This window comes from Orrella marina (genome assembly GCF_003058465.1).
In the GTDB taxonomy this organism is placed as follows: domain Bacteria; phylum Pseudomonadota; class Gammaproteobacteria; order Burkholderiales; family Burkholderiaceae_B; genus Algicoccus; species Algicoccus marinus.
Genome location: NZ_CP028901.1, coordinates 2,067,085 through 2,090,164 on the forward strand (window position 1 = coordinate 2,067,085; position 23,080 = coordinate 2,090,164).

19 protein-coding genes are annotated in these 23,080 nt (G+C 55.5%); 8 read left to right on the forward strand and 11 right to left on the reverse strand.

Features of this window, described 5'->3' with window-relative positions; translation table 11 throughout:
- Positions 1–366: 366 nt before the first annotated feature.
- Positions 367–1,314, forward strand: coding sequence for a D-2-hydroxyacid dehydrogenase (locus tag DBV39_RS09265; protein WP_108621294.1), 948 nt, complete (start codon positions 367–369; stop codon positions 1,312–1,314).
- A 12-nt stretch (positions 1,315–1,326) separates the two neighbouring features.
- Here the strand turns inward: DBV39_RS09265 and soxZ are convergent, their stop codons facing one another.
- Both soxZ and soxY read right to left on the reverse strand, forming a co-directional pair.
- The gene (gene soxZ / locus DBV39_RS09270; RefSeq protein WP_108621295.1) at positions 1,327–1,641 is read right to left on the reverse strand and encodes a thiosulfate oxidation carrier complex protein SoxZ; all 315 of its coding nucleotides are present in this window, start codon (positions 1,639–1,641) and stop codon (positions 1,327–1,329) included.
- Positions 1,642–1,692: 51 nt separating this feature from the next.
- Positions 1,693–2,148: a thiosulfate oxidation carrier protein SoxY gene (soxY, locus tag DBV39_RS09275; protein ID WP_108623199.1), complete on the reverse strand. Its 456-nt coding sequence runs from the start codon at positions 2,146–2,148 to the stop codon at positions 1,693–1,695.
- Between the two features lie 309 nt (positions 2,149–2,457).
- Here soxY and DBV39_RS09280 point away from each other — a divergent pair, with 309 nt between their 5' ends.
- The 7 genes from DBV39_RS09280 (at position 2,458) to DBV39_RS09310 (ending at position 11,308) form a co-directional block, all read left to right on the forward strand.
- Complete coding sequence (locus DBV39_RS09280; RefSeq protein ID WP_108621296.1) at positions 2,458–3,390, forward strand: dienelactone hydrolase family protein; 933 nt, start codon at positions 2,458–2,460, stop codon at positions 3,388–3,390.
- A gap of 16 nt (positions 3,391–3,406) precedes the next feature.
- On the forward strand, positions 3,407–3,679 hold the full coding sequence (locus tag DBV39_RS09285; protein ID WP_108621297.1) for a hypothetical protein: 273 nt from the start codon (positions 3,407–3,409) through the stop codon (positions 3,677–3,679).
- Between the two features lie 226 nt (positions 3,680–3,905).
- On the forward strand, positions 3,906–4,247 hold the full coding sequence (locus tag DBV39_RS09290; RefSeq protein WP_108621298.1) for a c-type cytochrome: 342 nt from the start codon (positions 3,906–3,908) through the stop codon (positions 4,245–4,247).
- A gap of 11 nt (positions 4,248–4,258) precedes the next feature.
- A complete protein-coding gene (locus DBV39_RS09295; protein ID WP_108621299.1) occupies positions 4,259–5,539 on the forward strand; it encodes an NAD(P)/FAD-dependent oxidoreductase in 1,281 nt (426 codons plus the stop codon).
- A gap of 187 nt (positions 5,540–5,726) precedes the next feature.
- Positions 5,727–6,113, forward strand: a complete 387-nt coding sequence (locus DBV39_RS09300) for a cupin domain-containing protein (RefSeq protein WP_108621300.1) — start codon at positions 5,727–5,729, stop codon at positions 6,111–6,113.
- A 267-nt stretch (positions 6,114–6,380) separates the two neighbouring features.
- Entirely contained in the window at positions 6,381–7,535 is a 1,155-nt protein-coding gene (locus tag DBV39_RS09305) for a CNNM domain-containing protein (protein WP_227870879.1), read from the forward strand.
- 464 nt (positions 7,536–7,999) lie between these two features.
- Positions 8,000–11,308: a mechanosensitive ion channel domain-containing protein gene (locus DBV39_RS09310; protein ID WP_159078886.1), complete on the forward strand. Its 3,309-nt coding sequence runs from the start codon at positions 8,000–8,002 to the stop codon at positions 11,306–11,308.
- Positions 11,309–11,439: 131 nt separating this feature from the next.
- Here the strand turns inward: DBV39_RS09310 and DBV39_RS09315 are convergent, their stop codons facing one another.
- From DBV39_RS09315 to DBV39_RS09355, 9 genes are all read right to left on the reverse strand, one after another.
- Positions 11,440–12,387, reverse strand: coding sequence for a hydroxymethylglutaryl-CoA lyase (locus DBV39_RS09315; RefSeq protein ID WP_193853059.1), 948 nt, complete (start codon positions 12,385–12,387; stop codon positions 11,440–11,442).
- A complete protein-coding gene (locus DBV39_RS09320; RefSeq protein WP_108621303.1) occupies positions 12,380–14,404 on the reverse strand; it encodes an acetyl/propionyl/methylcrotonyl-CoA carboxylase subunit alpha in 2,025 nt (674 codons plus the stop codon). Before DBV39_RS09320 ends, DBV39_RS09315 begins: the two co-directional genes overlap by 8 nt.
- A gap of 9 nt (positions 14,405–14,413) precedes the next feature.
- Entirely contained in the window at positions 14,414–15,205 is a 792-nt protein-coding gene (locus DBV39_RS09325; RefSeq protein ID WP_108621304.1) for an enoyl-CoA hydratase/isomerase family protein, read from the reverse strand.
- Between the two features lie 66 nt (positions 15,206–15,271).
- The gene (locus DBV39_RS09330) at positions 15,272–16,879 is read right to left on the reverse strand and encodes a carboxyl transferase domain-containing protein (RefSeq protein ID WP_108621305.1); all 1,608 of its coding nucleotides are present in this window, start codon (positions 16,877–16,879) and stop codon (positions 15,272–15,274) included.
- A gap of 234 nt (positions 16,880–17,113) precedes the next feature.
- Positions 17,114–17,608, reverse strand: coding sequence for a PaaI family thioesterase (locus DBV39_RS09335; RefSeq protein WP_227870880.1), 495 nt, complete (start codon positions 17,606–17,608; stop codon positions 17,114–17,116).
- An 81-nt stretch (positions 17,609–17,689) separates the two neighbouring features.
- Entirely contained in the window at positions 17,690–18,676 is a 987-nt protein-coding gene (locus DBV39_RS09340; protein ID WP_227870881.1) for a Bug family tripartite tricarboxylate transporter substrate binding protein, read from the reverse strand.
- A 44-nt stretch (positions 18,677–18,720) separates the two neighbouring features.
- Complete coding sequence (locus tag DBV39_RS09345; RefSeq protein WP_108621307.1) at positions 18,721–19,935, reverse strand: CaiB/BaiF CoA transferase family protein; 1,215 nt, start codon at positions 19,933–19,935, stop codon at positions 18,721–18,723.
- 8 nt (positions 19,936–19,943) lie between these two features.
- Positions 19,944–21,083 (reverse strand): FAS1-like dehydratase domain-containing protein, encoded by a 1,140-nt coding sequence (locus DBV39_RS09350; RefSeq protein ID WP_108621308.1) that lies wholly within the window; start codon positions 21,081–21,083, stop codon positions 19,944–19,946.
- Positions 21,084–21,158: 75 nt separating this feature from the next.
- Positions 21,159–22,724, reverse strand: a complete 1,566-nt coding sequence (locus DBV39_RS09355; RefSeq protein WP_108623202.1) for an acyl-CoA synthetase — start codon at positions 22,722–22,724, stop codon at positions 21,159–21,161.
- Positions 22,725–23,080 lie beyond the last annotated feature (356 nt).

Consider the following 23,080-nt stretch of genomic DNA (forward strand, 5'->3'; position numbering starts at 1 on the left):
ACACAACCCGGCACATTGCGTGCGACCGAATACACCATGGCCTCATTACCCCAACAATCTTTGAACAATCATCACTGCCCTGCACCAAAGACATCGACTTGTTTACACTCATTGACTGAGGATTATCCGCGAAGAACTACCCCTTCAAGCGATGAACAAGCATTGACGCTATAACTCAGGGCTCTGGATGACCTCCGAAACGGAAATCAAGCTTGCAGCATCGCCCGGGATACTGCAATATGCCTGCCATGAACAAATCTCTCGGACAGTCCGCGTTAGAAGGAGTTCGCGCTGTGAGCATTTCTTCATCTCGTCGCGGTGAGACAATGCCGCCCCACAATCAAAGCCCAGCATCGAGCATATCTGATGAAAGTTGTTTTTCTCGACAGTGACACACTACCTCATCCGGTCGAGCACCCAGCCTGGGTGACTGAATGGGTGAATTGCCCTGCAACCGAGCAGACGACGCAAGCCGTCGTGGCTGCGCTGGAAAATGCCGATGTCTGCATCACCAACAAGATTCGTATCACGCCTGCTATCTTGCAATCGTGTCGAAAACTTCAGCTAATCTGTGTCGCCGCAACAGGCTATGACTGTATTGATCTGCAAGCATGCAGGGAACGCGGCATCACTGTCGTCAATGTGCCGGGCTATGCGAGCCACAGCGTGGCGGAATGCGTCATTGGCAACCTGTTTGCATTACGCCGCAACCTTATCCGCTACGCACAGATCGGTCGTAACGGCTGGCACACATCGAAACATTTCTGTGTGCATGACAAGCCCATCCTCGATCTCAAGGATTGCACGCTTGGCATATTTGGCAACGGTGCAATCGGTGGGCAAGTCGCCCGCATGGCAAGCGCGCTGGGGATGAACGTCCTGTTTGCCGAACACAGAGGCCGCGCGTCGCTACGCGATGGCTACCACAGGTTCGAAGAGGTGATCGCTCGCAGTGACGCCATTAGCCTGCACTGCCCACTCACACCGGCGACGACGGGTATGATCGGGCAGGCCGAGGTATCGCGCATGAAGCCAGGTTGCCTGGTGATCAATACCTCTCGCGGGGCACTCATCAACGAAAATGCGCTCATCGATGGCCTGGAAAGCGGTCATCTTGGTGGCGCAGCACTCGATGTTCTGTCTGTTGAACCACCAAACGGCTCCGAGCCAATCTTCAAGTGCGAGCATCCGAACCTCCTGATCACCCCACACATTGCCTGGGCATCCCGCGATGGACTGGCAGGACTGGCGCGAGGCCTGACCAGGAATCTCGAGGCGTTCAAGTCCGGTCTGCCACTGAATGTTGTCAGCTGAAACCCGTACCGACTAGGTGCTGATCTTGACGCTGTCCGTACGTGACTCACCCTTGCTGTCCTTCCAGAAAAGCGTGAGTATGTCACCGGGCTTGCCTTTGAATTTGAAGTTGAAAAACGGGTCCCTGGAAACAGCAGGGCCCAGCATCGCTTCAAACACAAGATCATCACCAACCTTGGCTTGCACTGTCTCGATATACCAGGCGGGAACCAGTTTGCCTTGATCATCCTTGCGCTGACCGGATTCCATGATGTGGCGCATCAACACTTTGACATTGACAACACCACTCGCGTCAATGGTTGCACGAATACGCATCGGATTGGTCATATCGCACCCTCCTTTCTCAGACCAAAAGGGTTTTCCTGCAAGTACGAAAAATCACGCACCACAACCACCAAGCGTCACCATGACCTCCTTGGACGTCATCAGCCAGCGCCCATCTACCTTGGCCAGCGCGTAAACTCGCGAAGACTCGTTCATCTTGACTCGAGTCATGACATACGACTCCGTTCCCGGCGGCAACTTGAAGAGTGCAGCCAGTGGACTGGGATTCTTCTGAACAAGGATCGCCAACTCTGTCGCGGGCAGAGAAGTCTCGACCCCGATTGGCACCAGCGCCCCGTTGTCTGCGACATCCGGCGCACTTAACTTGACCATCGATGACTCTTCTGGCGCTTGCTCCGAATCCAGAACCTTGAGCACATCCTCTACGGTCTTAGCCTTGAAGGCAGCCGCATTCCATTCCTGTGCCCTGACAGGACTGAGAAGTCCGGCACTCACCATCAAGCCAGTTAAAGCCGTTAGCTGGACCAGCATCCGTCGTCTCTGATGCATTTCACCCCTAAAAGTCACCCACAGAACCGAACTCACCATCATGCCAGGAATGCACTGGGAACGCCCGACCCTGAAAAACCAATCGAAATAACTTCATTTCCAGAAGCAATATAACCGCACGACTGCCTTTCCTCTCGTAAACCCTAGCTCAGGGATCAAATCCGGGATTACGCTGTCACAGTATGGCTAGGCAGCGTTCAGCTCGCTCTGACCAGGGATCAAAATACAGGCCATCCGGCACGAATGTTCGGAATAATCCGGTTTTCCTGCCAACGAACATATTACCGACCCAATTTTCGGAGAATGACCATGACGAACAAGCAGCGCAAAGAAGACTTGCAAGGACAGCAGTGGTTTGAAGACGGGCGGGCACTTGGCGGGACGTCCTGTCTGAATCGACGAGCATTTCTGAGAAACACATCTGCAGTCGGCTTGTTGGCCGGCTTTGCACTGGCCGCCCAGCCTGTTTCAGCCCAGAACATCATCACAACTGATACAGACGGCTTGAACGCAAGGCAGATCAAACTGCCGGTCAAAGGCGGTGAAATCAACGCCTATGTTGCCCAGCCGGCGCAAAGTAGTGGCAAGGTGCCTGTCATTGTGGTGACCAGCGAAATCTTTGGTGTGCACGAGCACATTGCTGACGTTGCTCGTCGATTTGCCAAACTGGGATACCTGGCCATTGCACCCGAGTTCTTTGAGCGCGCAGGCAATCCCTCCAGGCTGGAATCAGTTGCGGACATCATCAAGACGATCGTTTCACAGACTCCGGATGCACAGGTAATGGATGACATTCGCGGTGCACTGGAGTGGGCCCAGGGCCATGGCGGTGACATGGAACGTGTCGGTATCACCGGATTCTGCTGGGGTGGTCGAATTACATGGCTGGCATGCGCGCAGATTCCCACTTTCAAGGCGGGCGTTGCATGGTATGGTCGTCTGGTTGGTGACGCGAGTGACAGTTTTCCGTTGCATCCGGTTGATGTCGCCAGGGATCTCAAAGCACCGGTACTCGGACTATATGGTGCTCAAGACACAGGCATACCGCTCGCAACAGTACAACAAATGCAAGATGCCCTGCTTAAGGCCAGGGACAACCCGGCCGCCGCGGCATCCCGGTTCGTCATCTATCCAGATGCGCCACACGCGTTTCACGCTGACTACCGGCCAAGTTACCGTGAACAGGCCGCAAAGGACGGATGGGACAAGTGTCTTGCCTGGTTCAAGGAACACGGGGTCTGATTGAGCCAGGCCTGTGATGGCTCGGGTCAGGTTAAAACGCGATCAATCGCGCTATGAACTGGCCACCCTGACCCGCGGCAATCCCAGCGGCAAACGCTATAACGCGGATCTGAAGGCAAGTCGCAACATTCGTGCACACGACTGGGTGGACCAGCACGAGCGTCAAGAACGCAAGGGCAGAAACGCCCCCTGCGCCAGAGACGGGCAGAAGTTCCCGCTCTGGACCGAGAACGCCGGTCACCCTCTCGACCCTGTGGAAGATCATCGCTTTTCAGGACGTGGAGAGTGAAACCCCGCATCCATGCGCAGCATGATGCGTGGGAGCGTTCACTAGCAAGCCGCCCCAGCCGACATCGGCGATGGCTGGCTAACCCAAACCGTGAGTCATATCGTTATTACGATCTCCTTGCGCATGAATCACACGCACGGGTGTGGCCTAGATAATGCAGGTTGACCGTCATATACATGACCCTCAGGCCTGCCCGGTCTGCGGGAATTCGCAACAGGAGACTTCCATGGCACACAGGTTAGCCAAGACCCTTGGTCTGCCCGCTCTGATCATCGCTCTCGCCGCTCTGGCTTCACCCTCTCAGGCGCACGACAACTCCCTCGATGCCCAGACCATCTATCGGCTAAGCCTGGCAGCGACCTGTGCCAACTGTCACGGAACAAACGGCGTCAGCGTGGCGGGCGACAGCATCCCTGCTATCAACGGGCTGACAACTGCCCAGATCCAGGAGAAACTGCTCGGTTACAAGGAGAGCGATCTACCGGGCACGATCATGCCTCAGCTAGCCAAGGGCTACACAACAGAACAAATCAAGATCGTGGCCGAAGTACTCGGCACAAAGAATTGAAGGAGCACCACATGAATCGTCGTCTATTTCTCGGTCAAAGCGCCGCTTTACTCGGTTCAGGTGTGCTTTCCAGCAAGCTGGCATTTGCGCACGCCAAACAGAACAAGGCTCATGTCGTGGTGGTCGGAGCAGGTTACGGTGGTGCGACAGCGGCCCGTTACATACGCATTCTTTCAAATGGCGGCATCCGCGTCACCCTGATCGAACCTAACAAGGACTTCATCTCGTGCCCGCTATCAAACCTGGTGGTTGGTGGTAATACACAAATCGGGACACTCACAACCCCTTACTCCGGTCTGGCCAGAGAACACGGTGTCACGCTGCTTCACGACACCGTGACACAGATTGACCCGGACAAGAAAGCGGTTCAGACCGCCAGTGGACAAACGATTGCCTATGACAAGCTGGTCCTGTCACCAGGCATTGGCATGGATTTCGAGGCGATTGAGGGCCTTGAACAGGCCAATGCGCAAGGTGTCACGCTCCAGGCATGGAAGGCTGGTCCGCAAACAGTGGCCCTGCACCGTCAGCTTGCCGAAATGCCGGATGGCGGTATCTTTGCGCTGAGCATTCCGCTTGCGCCCTACCGATGCCCGCCTGGTCCTTACGAGCGTACCTGTCAGGTTGCAAACTACATCAAGCAACACAAGCCACGCTCAAAGATCGTAGTGTTCGATGCCAACGATGACGTTACCTCGAAAGGCAAGCTGTTCAAGGCGGCGTGGGCCAATGAATACGCTGGTCTGATCGACTATCGTCCCCAGCACAAGGTAGTTGGCATTGATGCAAAGAACCGTACTCTCAAGTTTGAACTGGCCGATGACTTCCAGGCGAACGTTTTGAATGTATTGCCCCCAATGCACGCTGGCGACATCGTACGCAAAGCGGGACTCGCGAACATCAACAATCGCTGGGCAGAGGTAAAGTTCCTGAACTTCGAATCGGCACTGGTCAAGGACATTCATGTGGTCGGCGATTCTATTCAAGTCGCTCCTGGCATGCCGAAGTCCGGCCATATGGCTAACCAGCAAGCCAAGGTCACCGCCGCCGCGATTGTGTGTGAGCTGCATGATCTGGACATCAATCCGCATCCTGTCGTGACCAACACTTGCTACAGTTTCGTCAATGCAAACGACGTCGTTCATGTTGCAAGTGTGCACCAGTATGTTGCCGACGAAGCCACCTTCAGAACGGTGCCGGGCTCGGGAGGACTGTCTCCAGAACCCAGCGCACTGGAAGGACAGTACGCTTGGGGCTGGGCACGCAACATCTGGCATGACACGGTTGGCTGAGGCTACGCAAAGATTCTGAACGGCTGAGCCCAGGGTTCCCTCGGGACCCTGGTACCCCTGCAAGACAGGCAAAGGGGTTCGCCCCACAGGACGCGCCAGGAACGCAAAGCATTCGACAAAGCTTGCTCTGATCCCGCAAAAAGTGTCCACTTAATACAACACTTATCAAACCGATCGGAGAAACGACATGCCCAAGTATCTTGTGCGAGCCCAGGACATCACGCCGTATCAGCCCGCGAACCACACGCATACCCAGAATCAGCGCCTGATTTCTCGAGAAACAGTAGGGGCCAGACACGTCGAAGTACTGCTTGGCACTTTAGGCAAGTCTGGCGGTGCACTACCCCACGCGCATCCCGGAATCGAGCAAGTCTGCTACCTTCTTGAGGGAAGCGCGCACGTGGAAGTTGAGGGAGAAAGCTTCGAGATGCAGCCAGGGGACACCTGTTTCTTTCCTGCCGACGCAATGCACAAGTTTGAAGTGACCAGCGACACTCCTGTGAGGCTGCTGGTCATCTACAGCCCTCCCTATGAAGAGAACCCGGAGCGAGTACGGCGCACAATGGACACCTGACTGTACAAAGTCTTATAGGCGAGCTAGAAAATACCCTTGAAATATAGTTTCATTACCTCATATGACTGACACGGCGTAAAAGTTTTGCTACGCTTTGTTTTCCTCAATTATTGGCGTGACACCTTCACGCAACATATGAAAGACCCTGAGCCTCGACCGTATACCTTAACCAAAACCCTTTCTATATTGACCACAACTGGTCTCGGGCTGTTCGCAGCTCCAGTGTTCGCCCAGACAGAGGCAACCTCTGCAGTAGCCTCAACGACAATGAACCAGGACATACTCCTGCTCATCGTATTTGTTCTCTCAGCTCTTGCTGTGTCGTTTTTATGCTCCATCGCAGAAGCCGTCCTGCTGAGCATCACGCCCACCTACATCGCCGGCCTTGAGGGTGTCAGCCCCAAGAAAGCCGTCCTGATCAAACGCCTCAAAGGCGAGAACATTGATCGCTCCCTGGCCGCTATTCTGACCTTGAACACGATTGCCCACACGATGGGCGCGATTGGCGCGGGCGCCAAAGCCAACGCTGTGTTCGGTAGTGCCTGGTTTGGCCTGTTCTCGGCGATCATGACACTGTTGATCCTGTTTCTGTCTGAGATCCTGCCCAAAACTCTGGGTGCCGTCTACTGGCGGTCACTGACCACGCCTACGGCTGTAGTGGTCAATCTGATGATAAAGGCTCTTTATCCACTGATCGTCGTCTCGGAAAAAATCACAAGAATGGTGACCAAAGGGCGTGACGTCCATGTGTTTAACCGCGACGAATTCATTGCCATGGCTCATATCGGCAAGGAAGCGGGCCACATCAACGATCGCGAATCACGAATCATCCGCAACCTGTTTCACTTTGGATCCCTGCGTGCGCAGGACATCATGACGCCGCGCACGGTGGTGGCGGCTTTGCCACAAACAATGCCAATTGAACACGCCTTGCAATACCGCATGACAGTCCCATTTTCTCGTATCCCGGTCTTCGACGAAGATCTGGACTCGGTGTCGGGCTTTGTTCTACGCGAGGATCTGCTCATCGCACAAACCCGTGGAACTGGCCATCGGCCGATTTCCGAGCTTCGACGTGACATCGTTGCCGTAGCCGCGACCACCTCACTGTCGAATTTGCTAGAGCTTTTTCTGGACAAACGTCAACATGTTGCCATCGTGGTGGGTGAGTATGGTGAAACGCAAGGCCTGGTCACCATGGAAGACGTGATCGAGACCCTTCTGGGTATCGAGATTGTCGACGAAGGCGACAAGATTGAGGACATGCAGCAACTTGCCCGCAAGCTCTGGCGCAAGCGTGCCGAATCTCTCGGTATCAAGAACAATGTGCAGGAATCCCGTGCACACGCATCTACCGAGTCAGAAAGCTCTCAGAATCGCAAACGCAGCAAACGTCTGGTACTGGCGGATATGCAATCCTGATCAAGCACTGCCCCCGCGTCATTGACAGGACGCTGACCCACCCCAAAGCGATAAATATCGTCGGGTGGGGATTTTCATTCTCTGCCTCGTCCTGACCGCTAGCCAGACATTCACCTCATATAGCCCGACAGGCATCACGGGGAACAAACACGCTTTGCAAGGCCGGGCCGCGCCAGCGGGTCTCTCGTGAATTGGCTGCACTTGGCTTATAGTGACTGCAATACGTGGCCCAGCATGGGGCTGGCACGTACTCAAGCAAGGTCATCCCGGCGATGTGCAGAACCAATGTCAGAAGATGGTCACTTACAGGATCATCCAGAGCACTGACACCCTCAGTCAAACCTAGATCGATCTGGCTCTGGGGAGTGTTGTCGTTACTCTGCGCACTCCTTGCCTACCTGCCTGCAGTTAAAAGCCAGACCTTGGGTACGGACCCTTCAAATCAGGCTTTGACCGTTGAAAACATGCTCGCTCAACGAGAAGGCGTTTCAAGTTCAACCACCCTGTCCGACAGCGAACGGGCTGCACTACTCAAGTCTTACGACCAGAGCATCGCCGACCTTCGTAGTCTTCTGACCATCAACGAACAGATTCAGACGCTTGAGCAAACACTGTTGCTTGCAGCAGACCGAATAGCAGATCTGGCCGAACAGAAGAGGACGGCTCCACAACCACGAACCCATGGCGATTTTGGTCCCATGAGACTGGAGCAACTCGAGCTTGAGCAGCTAGAGCTGACGCAAAGACTGACCCAAGCCCAACAATCGTATCAGTCAGCGCAAGCCAGACTGTCCCGGCTGCTGGGTGCGACCCAGTCACTCAACACGCTTTTGACAGACCGCAAAGCGGCACTCGAACAAATCGCAATTGAACTCTCCACCCTTTCTGAATCCTCAGGTCAGGCAAGTGTGCTGGCCCGCCGGCAAAACCTGATTGCACGACAACGCCTCTACCAGGCTGAAATTGACTACAACAGCCTGACCCTGGCCAACCAGGTCACGCTCAGCAACCTGGCCCAGGCAGAACGAGACCATGCCAGTGCCCAGATTACGCGACTGCGCACTGAGGCCGCCAACCTTGCATCTGTCATTCAGGAACGCAGACAGGAAATCGCCAGGCAGGCCCGTGAACAAGCGAACGCACTGCAGGACTTGACGACGGAGTTGCCAGACGGCATTGCTGCGCTGGCCAGCGAGAACACGGCCCTGCGCATGGAGCTCGAAACGATACTGCAATCAGAACAGTCAATGGACTTCCAGTTGAGAGAGCTGCTGGCATTGAGAACGTCCTTGCGCGAAGATTATGAACGGATCAGGCAAAGAATCGCAATTGTCGGACACAATGCCTCGATCAGCAGCACGCTGCGCAGCCGACTCGCCGAGCTCCCTCGCCTGGCCGGGCTTCATGCCCTACGGGCGGAACGCGATGATGAGATTGCGGACGCAACCCAGCGACAGCTGGAAATTGACGACCAGATCCGGACACTGGAACATCAAGCCAGTGAGATCGAATCACTGATCGGGCGCCACGCAGCCGATCTCTCCTCTTTCGAGCGCGGGCAACTGGAGCGGCAGACTGAAGAGGTTGTTTCGGCTTATAGAAACTCCCTTGCGGAACTGCAAAGTACATGGAGCCGCCACATCAACCAACTGGTAGCGCTGGACGCTGCACAGGCAGAACTGGAAAGACTGACCCGAGATTACGGTACGTACATCGAACAGCAGCTGTTCTGGATGCCGAGCACGAGTGCATTGCAGATCGTATCTTCCCGAACCGGACCCTGGCAGCCATGGCTAACCAGTGGTGAAGGGATCGTACAACTCGGTGAGTCATGGAAACAATACATCAGTGAATTTCCGTTTCAAGTACTTGCCACCCTGTTGGCATTCGCGCTAGTCATCAGCAGACGCAGCTGGGCAGCGCGTGAGCTTGCTCATCTGAGCCTGGCCGTGCGACACATTGGTACAGACTCGATCAATTTGACTGTCAAAGGTATCGGTGCACACCTGATACGAGCGGCCCCATTACCTGCGTTGCTGCTCTTGATTTCTACAGTCATGCGTGGGTTTTCAGACCCACTTTCGCAACCCTACGCAAGTGGCCTGACCAGTTCGGCCACACTGATTTTCACGCTGGGAATGATCAAGGAATTTTCCGCAACCAACGGCGTAGGTTCCAGTCACTTCGGCTGGCCAGACCAAATCTGCAGTGAGGTGCGAGCCCAGCTTCGATGGTTCCTTCCCCTCGGGGCGATCCTGAGCTTTCTGGTCGGTGCGTACACGCTTTCGAGTCCTCCGCTGACAATCCAGACACTCGGCAGCCTGAGCTTCATTCTGCTACTACTTGGCTGGCTGTATGTCACCTGGCAACTGTTTGGTCCCCGTAGCTGCCTGCGAACGTTGCTGAAAGACAACTTTCCAAAATCCTGGGTAAGTCAGCTGCATTTCATCTGGTATCCGGCACTTCTGCTGATTCCCGTCATTCTGGGCACGTTATCGCTGGCGGGCTACCACTACACGGCCGTGCAACTCGAAATCCGGGTTCAGATGACGCTCTGGTTTCTGATTGGTCTGTACATTCTCGTCGAGTTCATTCTTCGCTGGCTGTATGTCATGGCGAGGCACCTCAAGCACGCTGACAACAGAAGAAAGCGGGAACGTCAGAGAGAAATGTCGCAGACACAACAGCCAGGTGAGGATGAGACGGACAGCGATTCCAGCCTGCTCACCCCCCAGTTGCCCGAGATTAACTACGAGTCACTGAGTGAACAATCGAAGCGGCTAGTTCATACCGGTTTCGTGTTTGCGGTTCTGTTTGGAACATGGTCAATCTGGGTTGATCTTCTACCTGCACTGGACATCTGGAATCGTAACGTTTTGGGTTATGGCGATGGATCAGGAACTGCCAGCGAACTCGCCAAATTGATGCCCGTGACGACGGTTGACATCCTTGCAGGACTTTTTATTCTGGTTCTAACCACATTAGCCGCACGCAACATTCCAGGACTACTGGAGATCATTCTGCTGCAGAGACTGCCGCTTGATCCTGGTGCCCGATACGCGCTGACGGCACTCACTCAATATTTCATCGCAGGCGTCGGGGTGTTCCTGTCATTTAGCACCATGGGCGTCGAGTGGGACAAATTGCAATGGTTGATCGCAGCGCTCGGTGTGGGACTGGGATTTGGGCTGCAGGAGATCGTCGCAAACTTTGTGAGCGGCATCATTCTCCTGTTCGAGCGTCCAATCCGGGTGGGGGACGTGGTCACGATCGATGACACCACTGGGGTTGTCACACGGATCCAGATTCGCGCCACCACCATCACAAACTACGATCGCCAGGAACTGGTCGTTCCCAACAAGACCTTTATCACTGGCCAGTTGATCAACTGGACGCTCAGTGATCGTCTCAACCGGATACTCTTGCCTGTCGGCATCTCGTACGACAGCAATGTCGAGTGCGCAATGGAACTGATAAATGAGGCAGCGAAGGAAATTCCGGAAATTCTCGCCGATCCGGCACCACTGGTGAGTTTCGAATCATTCGGTTCTGATAGTCTGATGCTTTACTTGCGCGCTTATCTCGCCAATCTTGATAACCGTTTGAGTGTCATCACACGGCTTCACGCGTCAATCCTGAATAAATTCCGGGATGCCGACATCAATATCGCGTTCCCGCAACGGGATATTCACCTAGATTTCAAGAGTCCCCTGGATGTGATGATGATGAAAAAAGAAAACGATGGATCAGGGAAATCGAAGCAATCGCAGTAACACTAGACTTAGTGCATACATTCCGCCCCCCCTGATATGAAAACTTTATAGTCAACACCTGAAAAACCCGAGTCCAGCCAGTCGCTAAAAAGTGGACCTGCCATGTAGAGCAATCCTGATGGATTGCTCTACTACGCCGACACACTCTGCTCCGTCCTGGCCAGCAACGCGCGCGAAACCTTGGAAGCAGGCTCCCGACCAATTTGCCGGTTGATCCAGCGAGAAGTGTCAACCAGTTGTTCAAGATTAATTCCAGTCTTGATACCCATTCCGTGCATCATCCAGACCACATCTTCGGTTGCAACATTTCCCGAGGCGCCAGCGGCATAGGGACACCCACCCAATCCTCCGATCGATGCATCGAACACCCGCACCCCCATCTCAAGTGAGGCCAGTATGTTGGGCAGTGCCATCGAATATGTATCATGGTAATGGCCAGCCATACTCTCGATCGGAATCTCGGCTGCGACTGCCTGGAGCATTTTCTGGGTGGCCAGCGGTGTTCCCATTCCAATGGTGTCACCCAGCGAAATTTCGTAGCACCCCATATCCGCCAGCTTTCGGGCCACCTTTGCCACTGCCTGCGGGCTCACCTCTCCTTCGTAAGGGCAACCCAGAACACATGAGATATAGCCCCTGACTCTGACACCGGCCTGCAGTGCGGCCTTCGCAACCGGCTCAAAACGGGCAAGCGACTCGTCAATCGAACAGTTAATGTTTTTGTGACTGAATGATTCCGACGCAGCACCAAACACAGCCACCTCCCTCACGCCATGCGAAAGTGCCGCTTCAAGTCCTTTCAAATTTGGCGCCAGCACCGGAAACTGGATATGGCTGGTGCCCGGCAAAGCGAGCGAGCGTGTCAGCACGTCGGCACTGTCAGCCATTTGCGGGACCCACTTGGGCGACACAAATGCCGTTGCCTCGATCGTACGCAAGCCCGTACGCGCCAGACGCTCGATCAACTCGACCTTGATGTCTGTCGATACGGGCTGCTTCTCGTTCTGCAACCCGTCTCGTGGACCGACCTCAACGATCCGGACATCCGTGGGCAAGTGTTCCAGAGTCAGTTCAGGCATTTGTCGCCGCCTCACTTTGCACATGACGCTCAAGCTCCACCATCTCGGCACCATCTTCCACCTGGTCCCCCACCGCATACCTGAATGACGTCAAGGTGCCTGCGAATGGTGCGGTGATGGTGTGTTCCATTTTCATCGCCTCCAGCACCAAAAGCGGTGCGCCTTCCTCTACCTGAGCACCTTCGGTTGCCAGCAGGGCAATCACCTTTCCGGGCATGGGTGCCAGAAGCCCCCCTTCAGCAACACTGCCTTGCGCCGCGTGTTCGAGTGGATCGGCATGGTCAAGCACCCATGCCTGGCCATCCAGGAATACATGTCGTTTGTGCCCGACAGCGATCACACTGGCTTCCCGGCGTCTGCCATCGATATCAACCTGCAGACGTCCCCTGTCATCGCCTTGCGCGCGAACCTGCACACACTGGCCGTTGATATCCATCAGGAACCCATCTTCCTGGTAGGCGACTCTGACCACCCGCTCAAGCGATCCTCTCATAAACCGAAACTCGCGCTCAGCCTGAAGATTGAGGCGCCAGCCATCGGATACGTACCACGGAGATGAAGGTTCTTCTGTATGCGCAGCACGTCTTTGCGCCTGTTCAGTGTCTGTGGTCAGCTGAGCCAGCGCGGCCACCATCCACACATCATCAGGAATGTGTTCTGACTTTCTGAACAGAAAATCATGTTCGCGTTCGATCAGTCCAGTATCAAGATCCGCACCGGAAAATGCCGGGCATGCCGTCAGACGAGTCAGAAAGTCGATGTTGTTCGAAACACCAACGACCTGATAGTCAGCCAGCGCTTGCAACATCCGCGCCAGCGCCCTGTCCCGGTCGCTGTCCCAGACAATCAGTTTGGCAATCATGGGATCGTAATGTGGGCTGATCTCGTCGCCTTCTTCAACCCCGGTATCCACACGAATGTGCAGGTTCTCTGCGGGCGGCTCAAGATGCACCAGCCTGCCGGTCGATGGCAGAAACCCTCTGTCTGGATCTTCGGCGTAGATTCTCGCCTCTAGCGCATGGCCGTTCATGACGATCTGCTCTTGTGCAAGGGGCAAGGGTTCGCCACTAGCCACCCGCAATTGCCATTCGACCAGATCCTGACCGGTGATCATTTCAGTTACTGGGTGCTCCACCTGTAGCCGGGTGTTCATTTCCATGAAATAAAAGGACCCATCCTGATTGGCGATGAACTCAACGGTACCTGCGCCGACGTAACCCACCGCTCTGGCAGCATCGACTGCGGCCTGACCCATTGCGGCACGTCTCTCAGGAGTCATGCCTGGAGCCGGCGCCTCTTCGAGCACTTTCTGGTGGCGCCGCTGAACCGAACAATCCCGCTCGAAGAGATAAACCACATTGCCATGAGTATCACCAAAAATCTGAATCTCGATGTGACGTGGTCGTGTGATGTACTTCTCCACGAGCACATGATCATCACCAAAGCTGGAGACAGCTTCCCGCTTGCAGGAGGCCAGCGCGTCCAGAAACTGGCCGGACTGTTCGACCAGACGCATTCCCTTGCCTCCACCGCCAGCCGCAGCCTTGATCAGAACCGGATAGCCAATCTGCTCAGCTTGCTGATGTAGAAAAGCGGGTGCCTGATTCTCCCCGTGATATCCGGGAGTGAGCGGAACGCCTGCATCGCCCATCAACTGCTTGGCGTGAGACTTCGATCCCATGGAACGGATCGCGTGCGCAGGTGGACCAATAAAGACCAGACCGGCCGCGTCGCACGCCTCGCAAAACGCCACATTCTCCGACAAGAAGCCGTAGCCGGGGTGAATCGCCTGTGCACCGGTATGTTTTGCAGCATCAATGATCCGTTCGATCACCAGATAGCTTTCCCTCGCGCTAGCAGGGCCAATCAGGACCGCCTCATCTGCCATCCGGACATGACGCGCCCGGGTATCCGCCTCGGAATACACCGCAACCGTACGGATACCCATCCTGCGTGCAGTCTTGATGATGCGGCAGGCAATCTCGCCACGGTTAGCAATCAGAATCTTGTTAAACATGTTCTCTCCTCAGCCCTTGGGCAGCCACTGTGGGGGCCGCTTTGCCAGAAAGGCGTCGAGTCCTTCTCTGGCCTCAGGCGTTGCGCGCAATCTGGCAATCCGCTGCGCAGTATCCCGAACGATCTCATCGGTGACAGGCCGGCTGGCCACTGCGCGGATCAGGTCTTTGGCAGCAGCCTGTGACTGGGGCCCGCCACGCTGCAAGCTCTTGACCATCCCTGCCACACACTCATCAAGCGAGTCAGCCGCAACCACCTCATGAACCAGCCCAAGTTCGACGGCCTTGTGCGCACTGATCAACTCCGCAGTCTGAAAGTAGCGGCAGGCATGGCGCTCTCCGATTGCCCGTATCACATACGGACTGATGGCGGCAGGAATGATGCCGAACTTCACTTCTGAAGTCGCGAACAATGCCTGCTCGGACGCAATGCAGATATCGCATGCGCTGGCCAGACCCATGCCACCACCGAGTGCCGCACCTTGCACCCGTGCAACCGTTGGCTTGTTCATTTCAGCGAGCGTACGCATCATCAGGGCAAGCTTCATCGCGTCCGCAAAGTTCTCCGATTCGCTGGCCTGACCGGCCTGCTTCATCCACGCCAGGTCAGCACCGGCAGAAAAACTTTTACCCCGTCCAGCCAGAACCATCACTCGCACATCGCTTTGTTGATCCAGTTGTCTGAATGTCTGGGTCAACGCCTCAATCAACTCTGGATTGAACGCATTGTGCAATTCCGGACGATTCATCCATACCGTCGCCACGCCCTGATTCACATCGACTTCCAGGGTCTTGCTCTCCATTCTCGCTATCTCCTTTAACCGCAGATACATTCTGAGGTTCGCCAAAGTTCGGAACAACTTTTCTGATCACATACGGAACACGCCAAACCGGGTTGGTCCGATCGGTGCATTCAGGGTGGCTGACAGAGAAAGGCCAAGTGTCCTGCGTGTCTGGGCCGGGTCAATCACACCATCATCCCAGAGGCGCGCTGTCGCGTAATATGGATGTCCCTGATGCTCATACTGATCCCGGATGGGCATCTTGAATGCGTTCTCTTCGTCGCTGCTCCACTGCCCTCCTCTGGCCTCTATTCCATCGCGACGGACCGTAGCCAGCACGCTGGCTGCCTGCTCACCGCCCATCACGCTGATTCTCGAATTCGGCCAGGTCCACATCATTCTTGGACTGTACGCACGTCCACACATGCCATAGTTTCCAGCTCCAAAACTCCCCCCAATGATGGCGGTGATCTTGGGAACCTGAACTGTTGCAACCGCTGTCACCATCTTGGCACCATCCTTGGCAATGCCGCCAGTCTCATACTTGCGCCCGACCATGAAGCCAGTAATGTTCTGCAAGAAGACCAATGGGATACCACGCTGTCCGCAAAGCTCCACAAAGTGCGCGCCTTTCTGAGCGGACTCGCCAAACAGAATGCCGTTGTTGGCCACGATTCCGACTGGCATGCCATACAACTGGGCAAATCCGGTCACGAGCGTAGTGCCGTAACGCGCCTTGAATTCGTCAAAGCGCGACCCATCGACCACGCGTGCAATCACCTCGCGTACGTCGTAAGGTCTACGGGCATCTTTCGGCACAATCCCGTAGATTTCCTTCGGATCGTAAAGCGGCTCCTCAGCATTGCCGATCACCAGATCACCTGGTTTGCGATGATTCAGATTGGCGATGACCCGCCTGGCAAGACTGAGAGCATGGGCGTCATTCTCGGCAAGATGATCCGCCACACCGGACAGGCGCGTATGCACATCTCCGCCCCCCAGGTCCTCAGCACTGACAATCTCCCCGGTAGCCGCTTTGACCAGCGGTGGACCCGCCAGAAAGATCGTGCCCTGATTGCGAACGATCACGGTTTCATCACTCATCGCAGGAACGTAGGCCCCTCCTGCTGTGCAGGATCCCATGACCACGGCGACCTGCGGAATCCCCTTGGCCGACATGTTGGCCTGGTTGTAAAAAATGCGCCCGAAATGGTCACGATCCGGGAAGACCTCGTCCTGTAATGGCAGGAACGCCCCACCGGAATCGACAAGATAAATGCAGGGCAGATGGTTCTGCTCGGCTATTTCCTGGGCCCGTAGATGTTTCTTGACGGTGATGGGGTAGTACGTACCCCCTTTAACCGTGGCATCATTTGCCACAATCATGCACTCGACACCTTGCACCCTGCCAATGCCCGCCACCATGCCCGCCGATGGCGCATCATTGTCGTACATGTCATAAGCCGCGAGCTGGCCGATCTCCAGAAACGGGCTACCTGGATCCAGCAAATGGCCGATACGGTCTCGCGGTAGCAGTTTGCCTCTAGCGATATGCTTTGCCCGGGCGGCCTCGCCGCCTCCCATGGAAACCCGGGTTGCCGTGTCTCGCAAGTCTGCAACCAGATTGCGCATCGCCTCGGCATTCTCCTGGAACTGCGCGCTGCGCGGATTGACTGCAGATTGAATGATGCTCATATATCCTCACGTGTTTGCGCTTTTATTTATTCTGTGCCGGCTTTCACCGACTCTGTCCAGATCAGTCCGAACCCATACCAACCGACCATGATCGCGAACTCGAGTTTCGCACTGATCAAGCATTTTCGGAACACCTTGCCGCTTGCATCACACACGGGGCTTGCGGGCAGACCAGCACAGGGGTTCTGAGATTCAAGCGAAGAAGGCCACTCTTTGCAGCAGCTGTCGCATGCGTCAGCTGCGCGTGACCTTCATGATTGCCTGGGCCAGCAAGACCGGTCTGTCCTCTACGCTGATCGCCCCCCGTAGAAACAGCATGCTGCGCGTTGCATGCGTCACCTGCGCGTCTGCGACAAGAAACTCCCCCTCACGCGCCGCCCCCACAAAATGCGTGGTGAGTTCAACCGTGACGCAGGGCTGACGCCCGCTGTGCGACCAGGCCTGCAAACTTACCGCATGGTCAATCAGTGTTGTCAGCGCGCCGCCATGCACGATTCCAACCGGATTCAGATGACGCGCCTGGACGAGCAATCCGAACTGCCAGCTAGCAGGATGCTCACCCGAATCCTCTATCCGACGAGTCCAGAGCGGACCTGCCAGACCCATAAAACCCGGCATATCGCGTGACTTCCATCCTGCAGCCGTCAGGGCAGCCCCGGATACATCAGATCCATGCGTGTTCTGATCGACCGTGGACTTGTCACTGATGGTTCTAGAAGCTTGTTTCACACTGATACTCCCGGGACGAGTGCGTCGGACCAATGGATCAAGCGGAGCCTGAACATTCATCCGATCGCTTTGATTCCTTGCTTAGTTGATCTTCAGTCCGGCCTTCTCGATGACAGGCTCCCACTTGACTCGCTCACTACTCGTGAATTCATCCAGATCAGCAGGTGTGCCACCCTTGACCTCAAAACCCATTTCAAGTAACCGGGCCTGGGTTTCCGGACGAGACAGCACGTCATTGAAGGCTTTGTTCAGCTTGTCGATCACCGCCTGCGGGGTCCCTTTGGGTGCGAACAGTGCGTTCCAGGCGGTCACATCAAATCCGGGAACACCTTGCGAGGCAACCGGCGTTGCGCCGGGTACGAGTTTGCTGGGTTCGGTTGAGGTCACGCCGATCGGCCGCAGCTTCTTGCCAGCGATGTGCGGGCGAGTCGCGGTGGGTGTATCGACTGTTACCTGGATCTGACCACCAAGCAGATCCGACAACGCGTTGGCAGAACCTTTGTAAGGCACGCCAAACAATGGGACCCCAGACTCTTCCTTGAGCAACTCCACCACCAGTCGCGCGGTTGTGCTCGGCATGGCCACATCGGCTGCGCGCGGATCGGCCTTGACCGCAGCCAGCAATTCTTCAACCGATGTCAGAGGCGAATCGGTAGTGACGGCCACAACCATCGGAAATGCGCCCACCAGCAGCACTGGCTCAAAATCCTTGTCGGCCTCATAACCTGTGTTGGAGTACAGGAACTGGTTCAACACGTGTGTCGCGTTGGTACCCATGGTCAGGGTGTAACCGTCATTCTCCGCGCGCGCCGCATAGCTGGTACCGATGTTGCCGCCTGCACCAGGACGGTTGTCAATGACGACCGGCTGACCCAGGTCCTTGGCCACCAGATCAGCCAGGTAGCGGGTTGCGACGTCAGTACCTTGACCGGCGGGATACGCCACGACAATCGTGATCGGCTTGTCAGGATAGCTGTTGGCAAGTGCTGCCGGAGCGGCCAGAGCCAACGACACTGCGGTCAGAACGGAACCGGCAATGGGCTTGATCATAGAACTAAGTCGTTGCATCTTGATGTCTCCTCAAAATTGAGTTTTATTTAGCATGAACACAACTATCTCGAAACGACGCCGTCCATATCAGGCATCGCTCCAGACGCTTCCAGCGCACGGATATCGGCATCCTGATATCCGTGTTCGCGCAGAATAGGGTGAGCATCTTTCGCAAAAGCAGGTGGTGCAGAGCCTTGCTGCCCAGGCGTACCGTGTAGTCGCATGGGCGAACGCAAGCCGCGATACACACCATCCGTGACAACCATTTGTCGATGTGCGACGTGTGGGTGATTCAAGGCTTGAGGCACCGAGTTAACACTTCCGGCGGGAACACCAACACGCATGAGTGCCTCGCATAACGCCTGAGCATCGTGACCGCTGATGGCCTCTTCAATTAACTGTTTGAGTGCATCGCGATGGCTAACGCGTCGAGCGTTGGAGCTGAAACGCTCATCCTCAAGCAGGGGGTCCAGACCGACATGCTTGCAGAATCGCCTGAACTGCCCATCATTGACCACGCCAATGAAAACCTCACCATCACGAGCTCTGAACTTGTCGTAGGGTGCAATATTGGGGTGTGCACTGCCAAGCAGTTCTGGCTCACGTCCTGAGGCAAACCAGTTTGACGCATGTGGAATCAGAAGGCTCAGCGCAGTGTCAAACAGGGCCGCTTCAACTCGCTGCCCCTGTCCGGTGTGATGGCGAGCCTGCAATGCCATCAGAATCTCTGACAGTGCAACATACCCTGTCAAGTGATCAACGATGGGTATGCCGACCCGGGTCGAGCCGGTTTCGGTTGACCCATTGATACTCATCACCCCGCAGATCGCCTGCAAGACCGCGTCATATCCGGGCAATCCACCAAGTGGACCGTCTGATCCGAATCCAGTCACTGTGCAATACACGAGTCCCGGATACCGGTCTTTCAAAGTCTGCTCATACCCGATCCCCCACTTCTCCATGGTGCCAGGAAGAAAGTTCTCCACCAGCACATCGGCACCATCGAGCAGCGTGTGCAGTACCGCCTGGGCACGGGGTTTCGAGAGATCCAGACTGATCGAGCGCTTGCCACGGTTAAGCGCAGAAAAGTAGGCTGCGTTACCACAAGAGCCAAATGGTGGGCCGAGTTTTCTGGTTTCATCACCCATCGGCGGCTCCACCTTGATCACATCGGCCCCGTTGTCGGCCAGCATCTGGGTGCAAAGCGGACCTGCCAGCACCCGGGTCAGGTCGACCACTTTGATTCCACAGAGCGCTCCGTTAGTGTTCGCGCTCATGATTTACCTTAACCTTTGCTAGGCAGAACGACGATACCGGTTCCGACCGCTGAGAGTTCATCGTCCTGGTTGCGGGCCTGTTGCTCGATTTCGACCATGTGTTTGCCGTCTTCGACAAACTTGCGCTTGACCTTGCCGTGGATGAACAACATGTCGCCTTCAGGGTTGTGACGACGAACCTGGCAGGTGGTCTTGTGCAGGAAGCCAGCATCTCCCATCCAGTTGGTCAGCTGATGGGTCAGCCAGGAAGTCCGCTCTGGACCATAGTCGTAGGCACCTGGTGCCCCGACTTCCAGTGCAAAGTCTTCTTCCCAGTGCACGCGCTCAGGCACATCCGGAATACCAAAACGGTTCTTGATGCCAACGCCGGGGTGTGCATCAATCAGCCTCCATGCCATCTTGTTGGCGCGAATGTACAGGCCGCCCCATCCCTGGGCATACGCGATAAAGCCAGTGACGGTCATCGGGCCTTTGAACATGACGGGCAGCTCTTCACCCTCGTTCACTTCTTCCCAGTAGCGCGGCACGGCGCCCCGGACTTCTTCATTGCGATACAGGTTGTAAGCCGCCTGCAGCTCTTCGTCCGTGTACTGACGAGGACCGCGCTCGCGCACTTCCTTGTACTTGGTGCCCTTTTCACGGGCATGATCTCGCTCGGTACGGAAGCACCAGCTATCAGCTTCAGCAACCTTGTCGCCTTCCTGATTAAAGAAGTCCACGTGGTAAATCTGCTGGACAGCACGGCCGGCAAAGCGCGTGTCGTGTTCGATCAGATCTTTGAGATAGGCCTCGGTTCGGATCTCGTCATTGCGACTGACCACTTTGTGCCAGGTCCAGTTTGCACCCGACCACATCGCATGTACCCCTGGCAGCCCACCTACGTATCCCGACACAATCCGGTTGGTTGCGAACAAAAAACTTGGCAACGCAATGATGCCGCCATACTGGGTGTTGGCCGCGTATGCCGGGTCACACCAGAGTGGATTGTCGTCACCGATCCCATGCGCATAGTGACGGATGTTGTCGCGTGTGGCTTCGTAGCACCATGGCTCTGCCGTCTCGTTGATCTTTACGCCGATACGACGTCGCAAGTCATCAAGGCCTGCTTCGGTGATTTTGGGGAAGCTGCGCTCAATCTGTGTTGACACAATAGGTCTCCTTTTTCAATTATGGGTATGTAAGCTTGATCTAACTGATATATGTTCTGACGATGAATTCAAAACTCACGACTGGGCCGCTGCCAGCGCCTGGGCTTCGCGTTCACGCAACACCTTGCGATGCACCTTTCCGGCAGGGGTTTTGGGGAGCTCGCTCACGATCGCAACATGTCGCGGATACTCGTGCTGGCTTAGCTTTCGCTTGACCAGATCCTGAATTTCTGCAGTAAATTCAGCGCTCTCTGGCCGACCGCTCACGATGAACGCCTTGACCACCTGACCTCTGAGCGAATCTGGCACACCAATCGCAGCGGCTTCCAGAACGTCGGGATGCATGAGCATCACGTTCTCGATCTCCACAGCACTCATGGTCCATCCGGCAGAGATAATCACATCGTCCGCACGCCCACCGTGGTAGAAGTAACCCTCCTCGTCCACACGCCCCAGGTCCTTGGTTCGAACCCATTCGCTGCGACGCCAGACCATCATCTCGCCGGTGTCACCTACTGCACATTCATTCCCTTTTGCATCGTGAACCTCCACTTTTCCACCAGGAATCGGCTTTCCAAGCGACCCACGCTTGACCGCAAAATCAGGCGCTCCGGGGTAGCTCACGAGCACCACACCAATCTCGGTGGTGCCGTACATGCTGCAGACTTCTAGACCGAACACACGCTTGATAAAGTCAGCGGTATCGTCATCAATGGGCTCACCTGTGAATGAGAGTTTTTCGAAGCTGTACTGGTAGTTGCTGGCAACCCCACTGTTTTTGATCATGCGGTAGTGGGTTGCAGCGGCAGACATGTTTGTGAAACTGTGCTGGGAGAGTGCCTCGATGAGTCGAACCGGATTAAAGCGCCCGCTGTAGGCGCCCACGGTCAGTCCCATTGCAAGCGGCGCTAGCGTACCGTGCCACAGCCCATGGCCCCACGCAGGTGAGGACGGGCAGAAAAAACGGTCACCGGGACGAAGGCCTGTTCCGTACAGCGCAGCGACCATCAGCGTCACGAGTGCCCGATGGGAATGTTTGACCGCTTCAGGCAGCTCCCTGGTGGTGCCCGATGTGTACTGAAACACAGCAAGCTCATTACTGTGCGACTGAACCGGGTATGTGTCGGAGAATCCACTCAGCGAGCGCTCAAACTCCGCGTCATAGATCTGCACGTTCACCGACTGGCTGACACCGGAAACATCCTGTGCCTTGTGGGCGTGCGTAAGCAGCATGACCGGCTTGCAATCGTTCACTCGCAAGGCAATGCCATCCGGTCCGAACAAGGTGAACATCGGCACTGCGATCGCGCCGTGCTTGATGACACCGAACATCGCGACATAGAAGGCCTTGGAGGGGTCAAGCATGATGGCAACCCGATCCCCGCGATTGACGCCCTGCTCCTTCAGGAAATGCGCAAACCGTGACGACTCCGCTGACAGCTCCGCATAGCTGATGATCTCGTCGGTGCCATCCGCATGGGCAACGATCAGTGCATCGCGGCCACTTGTGGCGTGCCGGTCAACACACTCATGGGCGATGTTGAACGAATCACGGTTTCCATCAAACAGGTCCCACAATTTCTCCGGGGAAAAATGTTGCTGCGCATCCGCATAACTCTGGTAATCGGTAAGTAGGGTCATGATCTGGACCAAGGCTGTTGTTGATATGAGTCCAGTATGGCTGCATCGATTTATTTTTGTCAAATGAATTATTAAATTGTATATATACAAAATATACTGTTCAATCAACAACGCTGATTGATTTCAAGGATTCTGGATTGGCAGCATATGTCACACTTCTGATTCCATCGCTGTTCAGTATAGGGAGGCCACGGTTTAAATTTTTTTGTTATAAATCATGGTATTAAATTTCACCATGGGCGAGTTTAGATCCCGCCTTGCAATCCATCCATGCGTCCGGAGATGACCATGCTGCGTCACTCAGACATATAAAAATGGATGATCGTCTTACTCGAAAATATGAAATTATTTTGTCG

What these genes read in the sequence shown, in the direction of transcription:
- DBV39_RS09265 (WP_108621294.1), top strand. Translation starts at nt 367, where the DNA reads ATGAAAGTTGTTTTTCTCGACAGTGACACACTACCTCATCCGGTCGAG.
- soxZ (WP_108621295.1), bottom strand. Translation starts at nt 1,641, where the DNA reads ATGACCAATCCGATGCGTATTCGTGCAACCATTGACGCGAGTGGTGTT.
- soxY (WP_108623199.1), bottom strand. Translation starts at nt 2,148, where the DNA reads ATGCATCAGAGACGACGGATGCTGGTCCAGCTAACGGCTTTAACTGGC.
- DBV39_RS09280 (WP_108621296.1), top strand. Translation starts at nt 2,458, where the DNA reads ATGACGAACAAGCAGCGCAAAGAAGACTTGCAAGGACAGCAGTGGTTT.
- DBV39_RS09285 (WP_108621297.1), top strand. Translation starts at nt 3,407, where the DNA reads ATGGCTCGGGTCAGGTTAAAACGCGATCAATCGCGCTATGAACTGGCC.
- DBV39_RS09290 (WP_108621298.1), top strand. Translation starts at nt 3,906, where the DNA reads ATGGCACACAGGTTAGCCAAGACCCTTGGTCTGCCCGCTCTGATCATC.
- DBV39_RS09295 (WP_108621299.1), top strand. Translation starts at nt 4,259, where the DNA reads ATGAATCGTCGTCTATTTCTCGGTCAAAGCGCCGCTTTACTCGGTTCA.
- DBV39_RS09300 (WP_108621300.1), top strand. Translation starts at nt 5,727, where the DNA reads ATGCCCAAGTATCTTGTGCGAGCCCAGGACATCACGCCGTATCAGCCC.
- DBV39_RS09305 (WP_227870879.1), top strand. Translation starts at nt 6,381, where the DNA reads ATGAACCAGGACATACTCCTGCTCATCGTATTTGTTCTCTCAGCTCTT.
- DBV39_RS09310 (WP_159078886.1), top strand. Translation starts at nt 8,000, where the DNA reads ATGCTCGCTCAACGAGAAGGCGTTTCAAGTTCAACCACCCTGTCCGAC.
- DBV39_RS09315 (WP_193853059.1), bottom strand. Translation starts at nt 12,387, where the DNA reads ATGCCTGAACTGACTCTGGAACACTTGCCCACGGATGTCCGGATCGTT.
- DBV39_RS09320 (WP_108621303.1), bottom strand. Translation starts at nt 14,404, where the DNA reads ATGTTTAACAAGATTCTGATTGCTAACCGTGGCGAGATTGCCTGCCGC.
- DBV39_RS09325 (WP_108621304.1), bottom strand. Translation starts at nt 15,205, where the DNA reads ATGGAGAGCAAGACCCTGGAAGTCGATGTGAATCAGGGCGTGGCGACG.
- DBV39_RS09330 (WP_108621305.1), bottom strand. Translation starts at nt 16,879, where the DNA reads ATGAGCATCATTCAATCTGCAGTCAATCCGCGCAGCGCGCAGTTCCAG.
- DBV39_RS09340 (WP_227870881.1), bottom strand. Translation starts at nt 18,676, where the DNA reads ATGCAACGACTTAGTTCTATGATCAAGCCCATTGCCGGTTCCGTTCTG.
- DBV39_RS09345 (WP_108621307.1), bottom strand. Translation starts at nt 19,935, where the DNA reads ATGAGCGCGAACACTAACGGAGCGCTCTGTGGAATCAAAGTGGTCGAC.
- DBV39_RS09355 (WP_108623202.1), bottom strand. Translation starts at nt 22,724, where the DNA reads ATGACCCTACTTACCGATTACCAGAGTTATGCGGATGCGCAGCAACAT.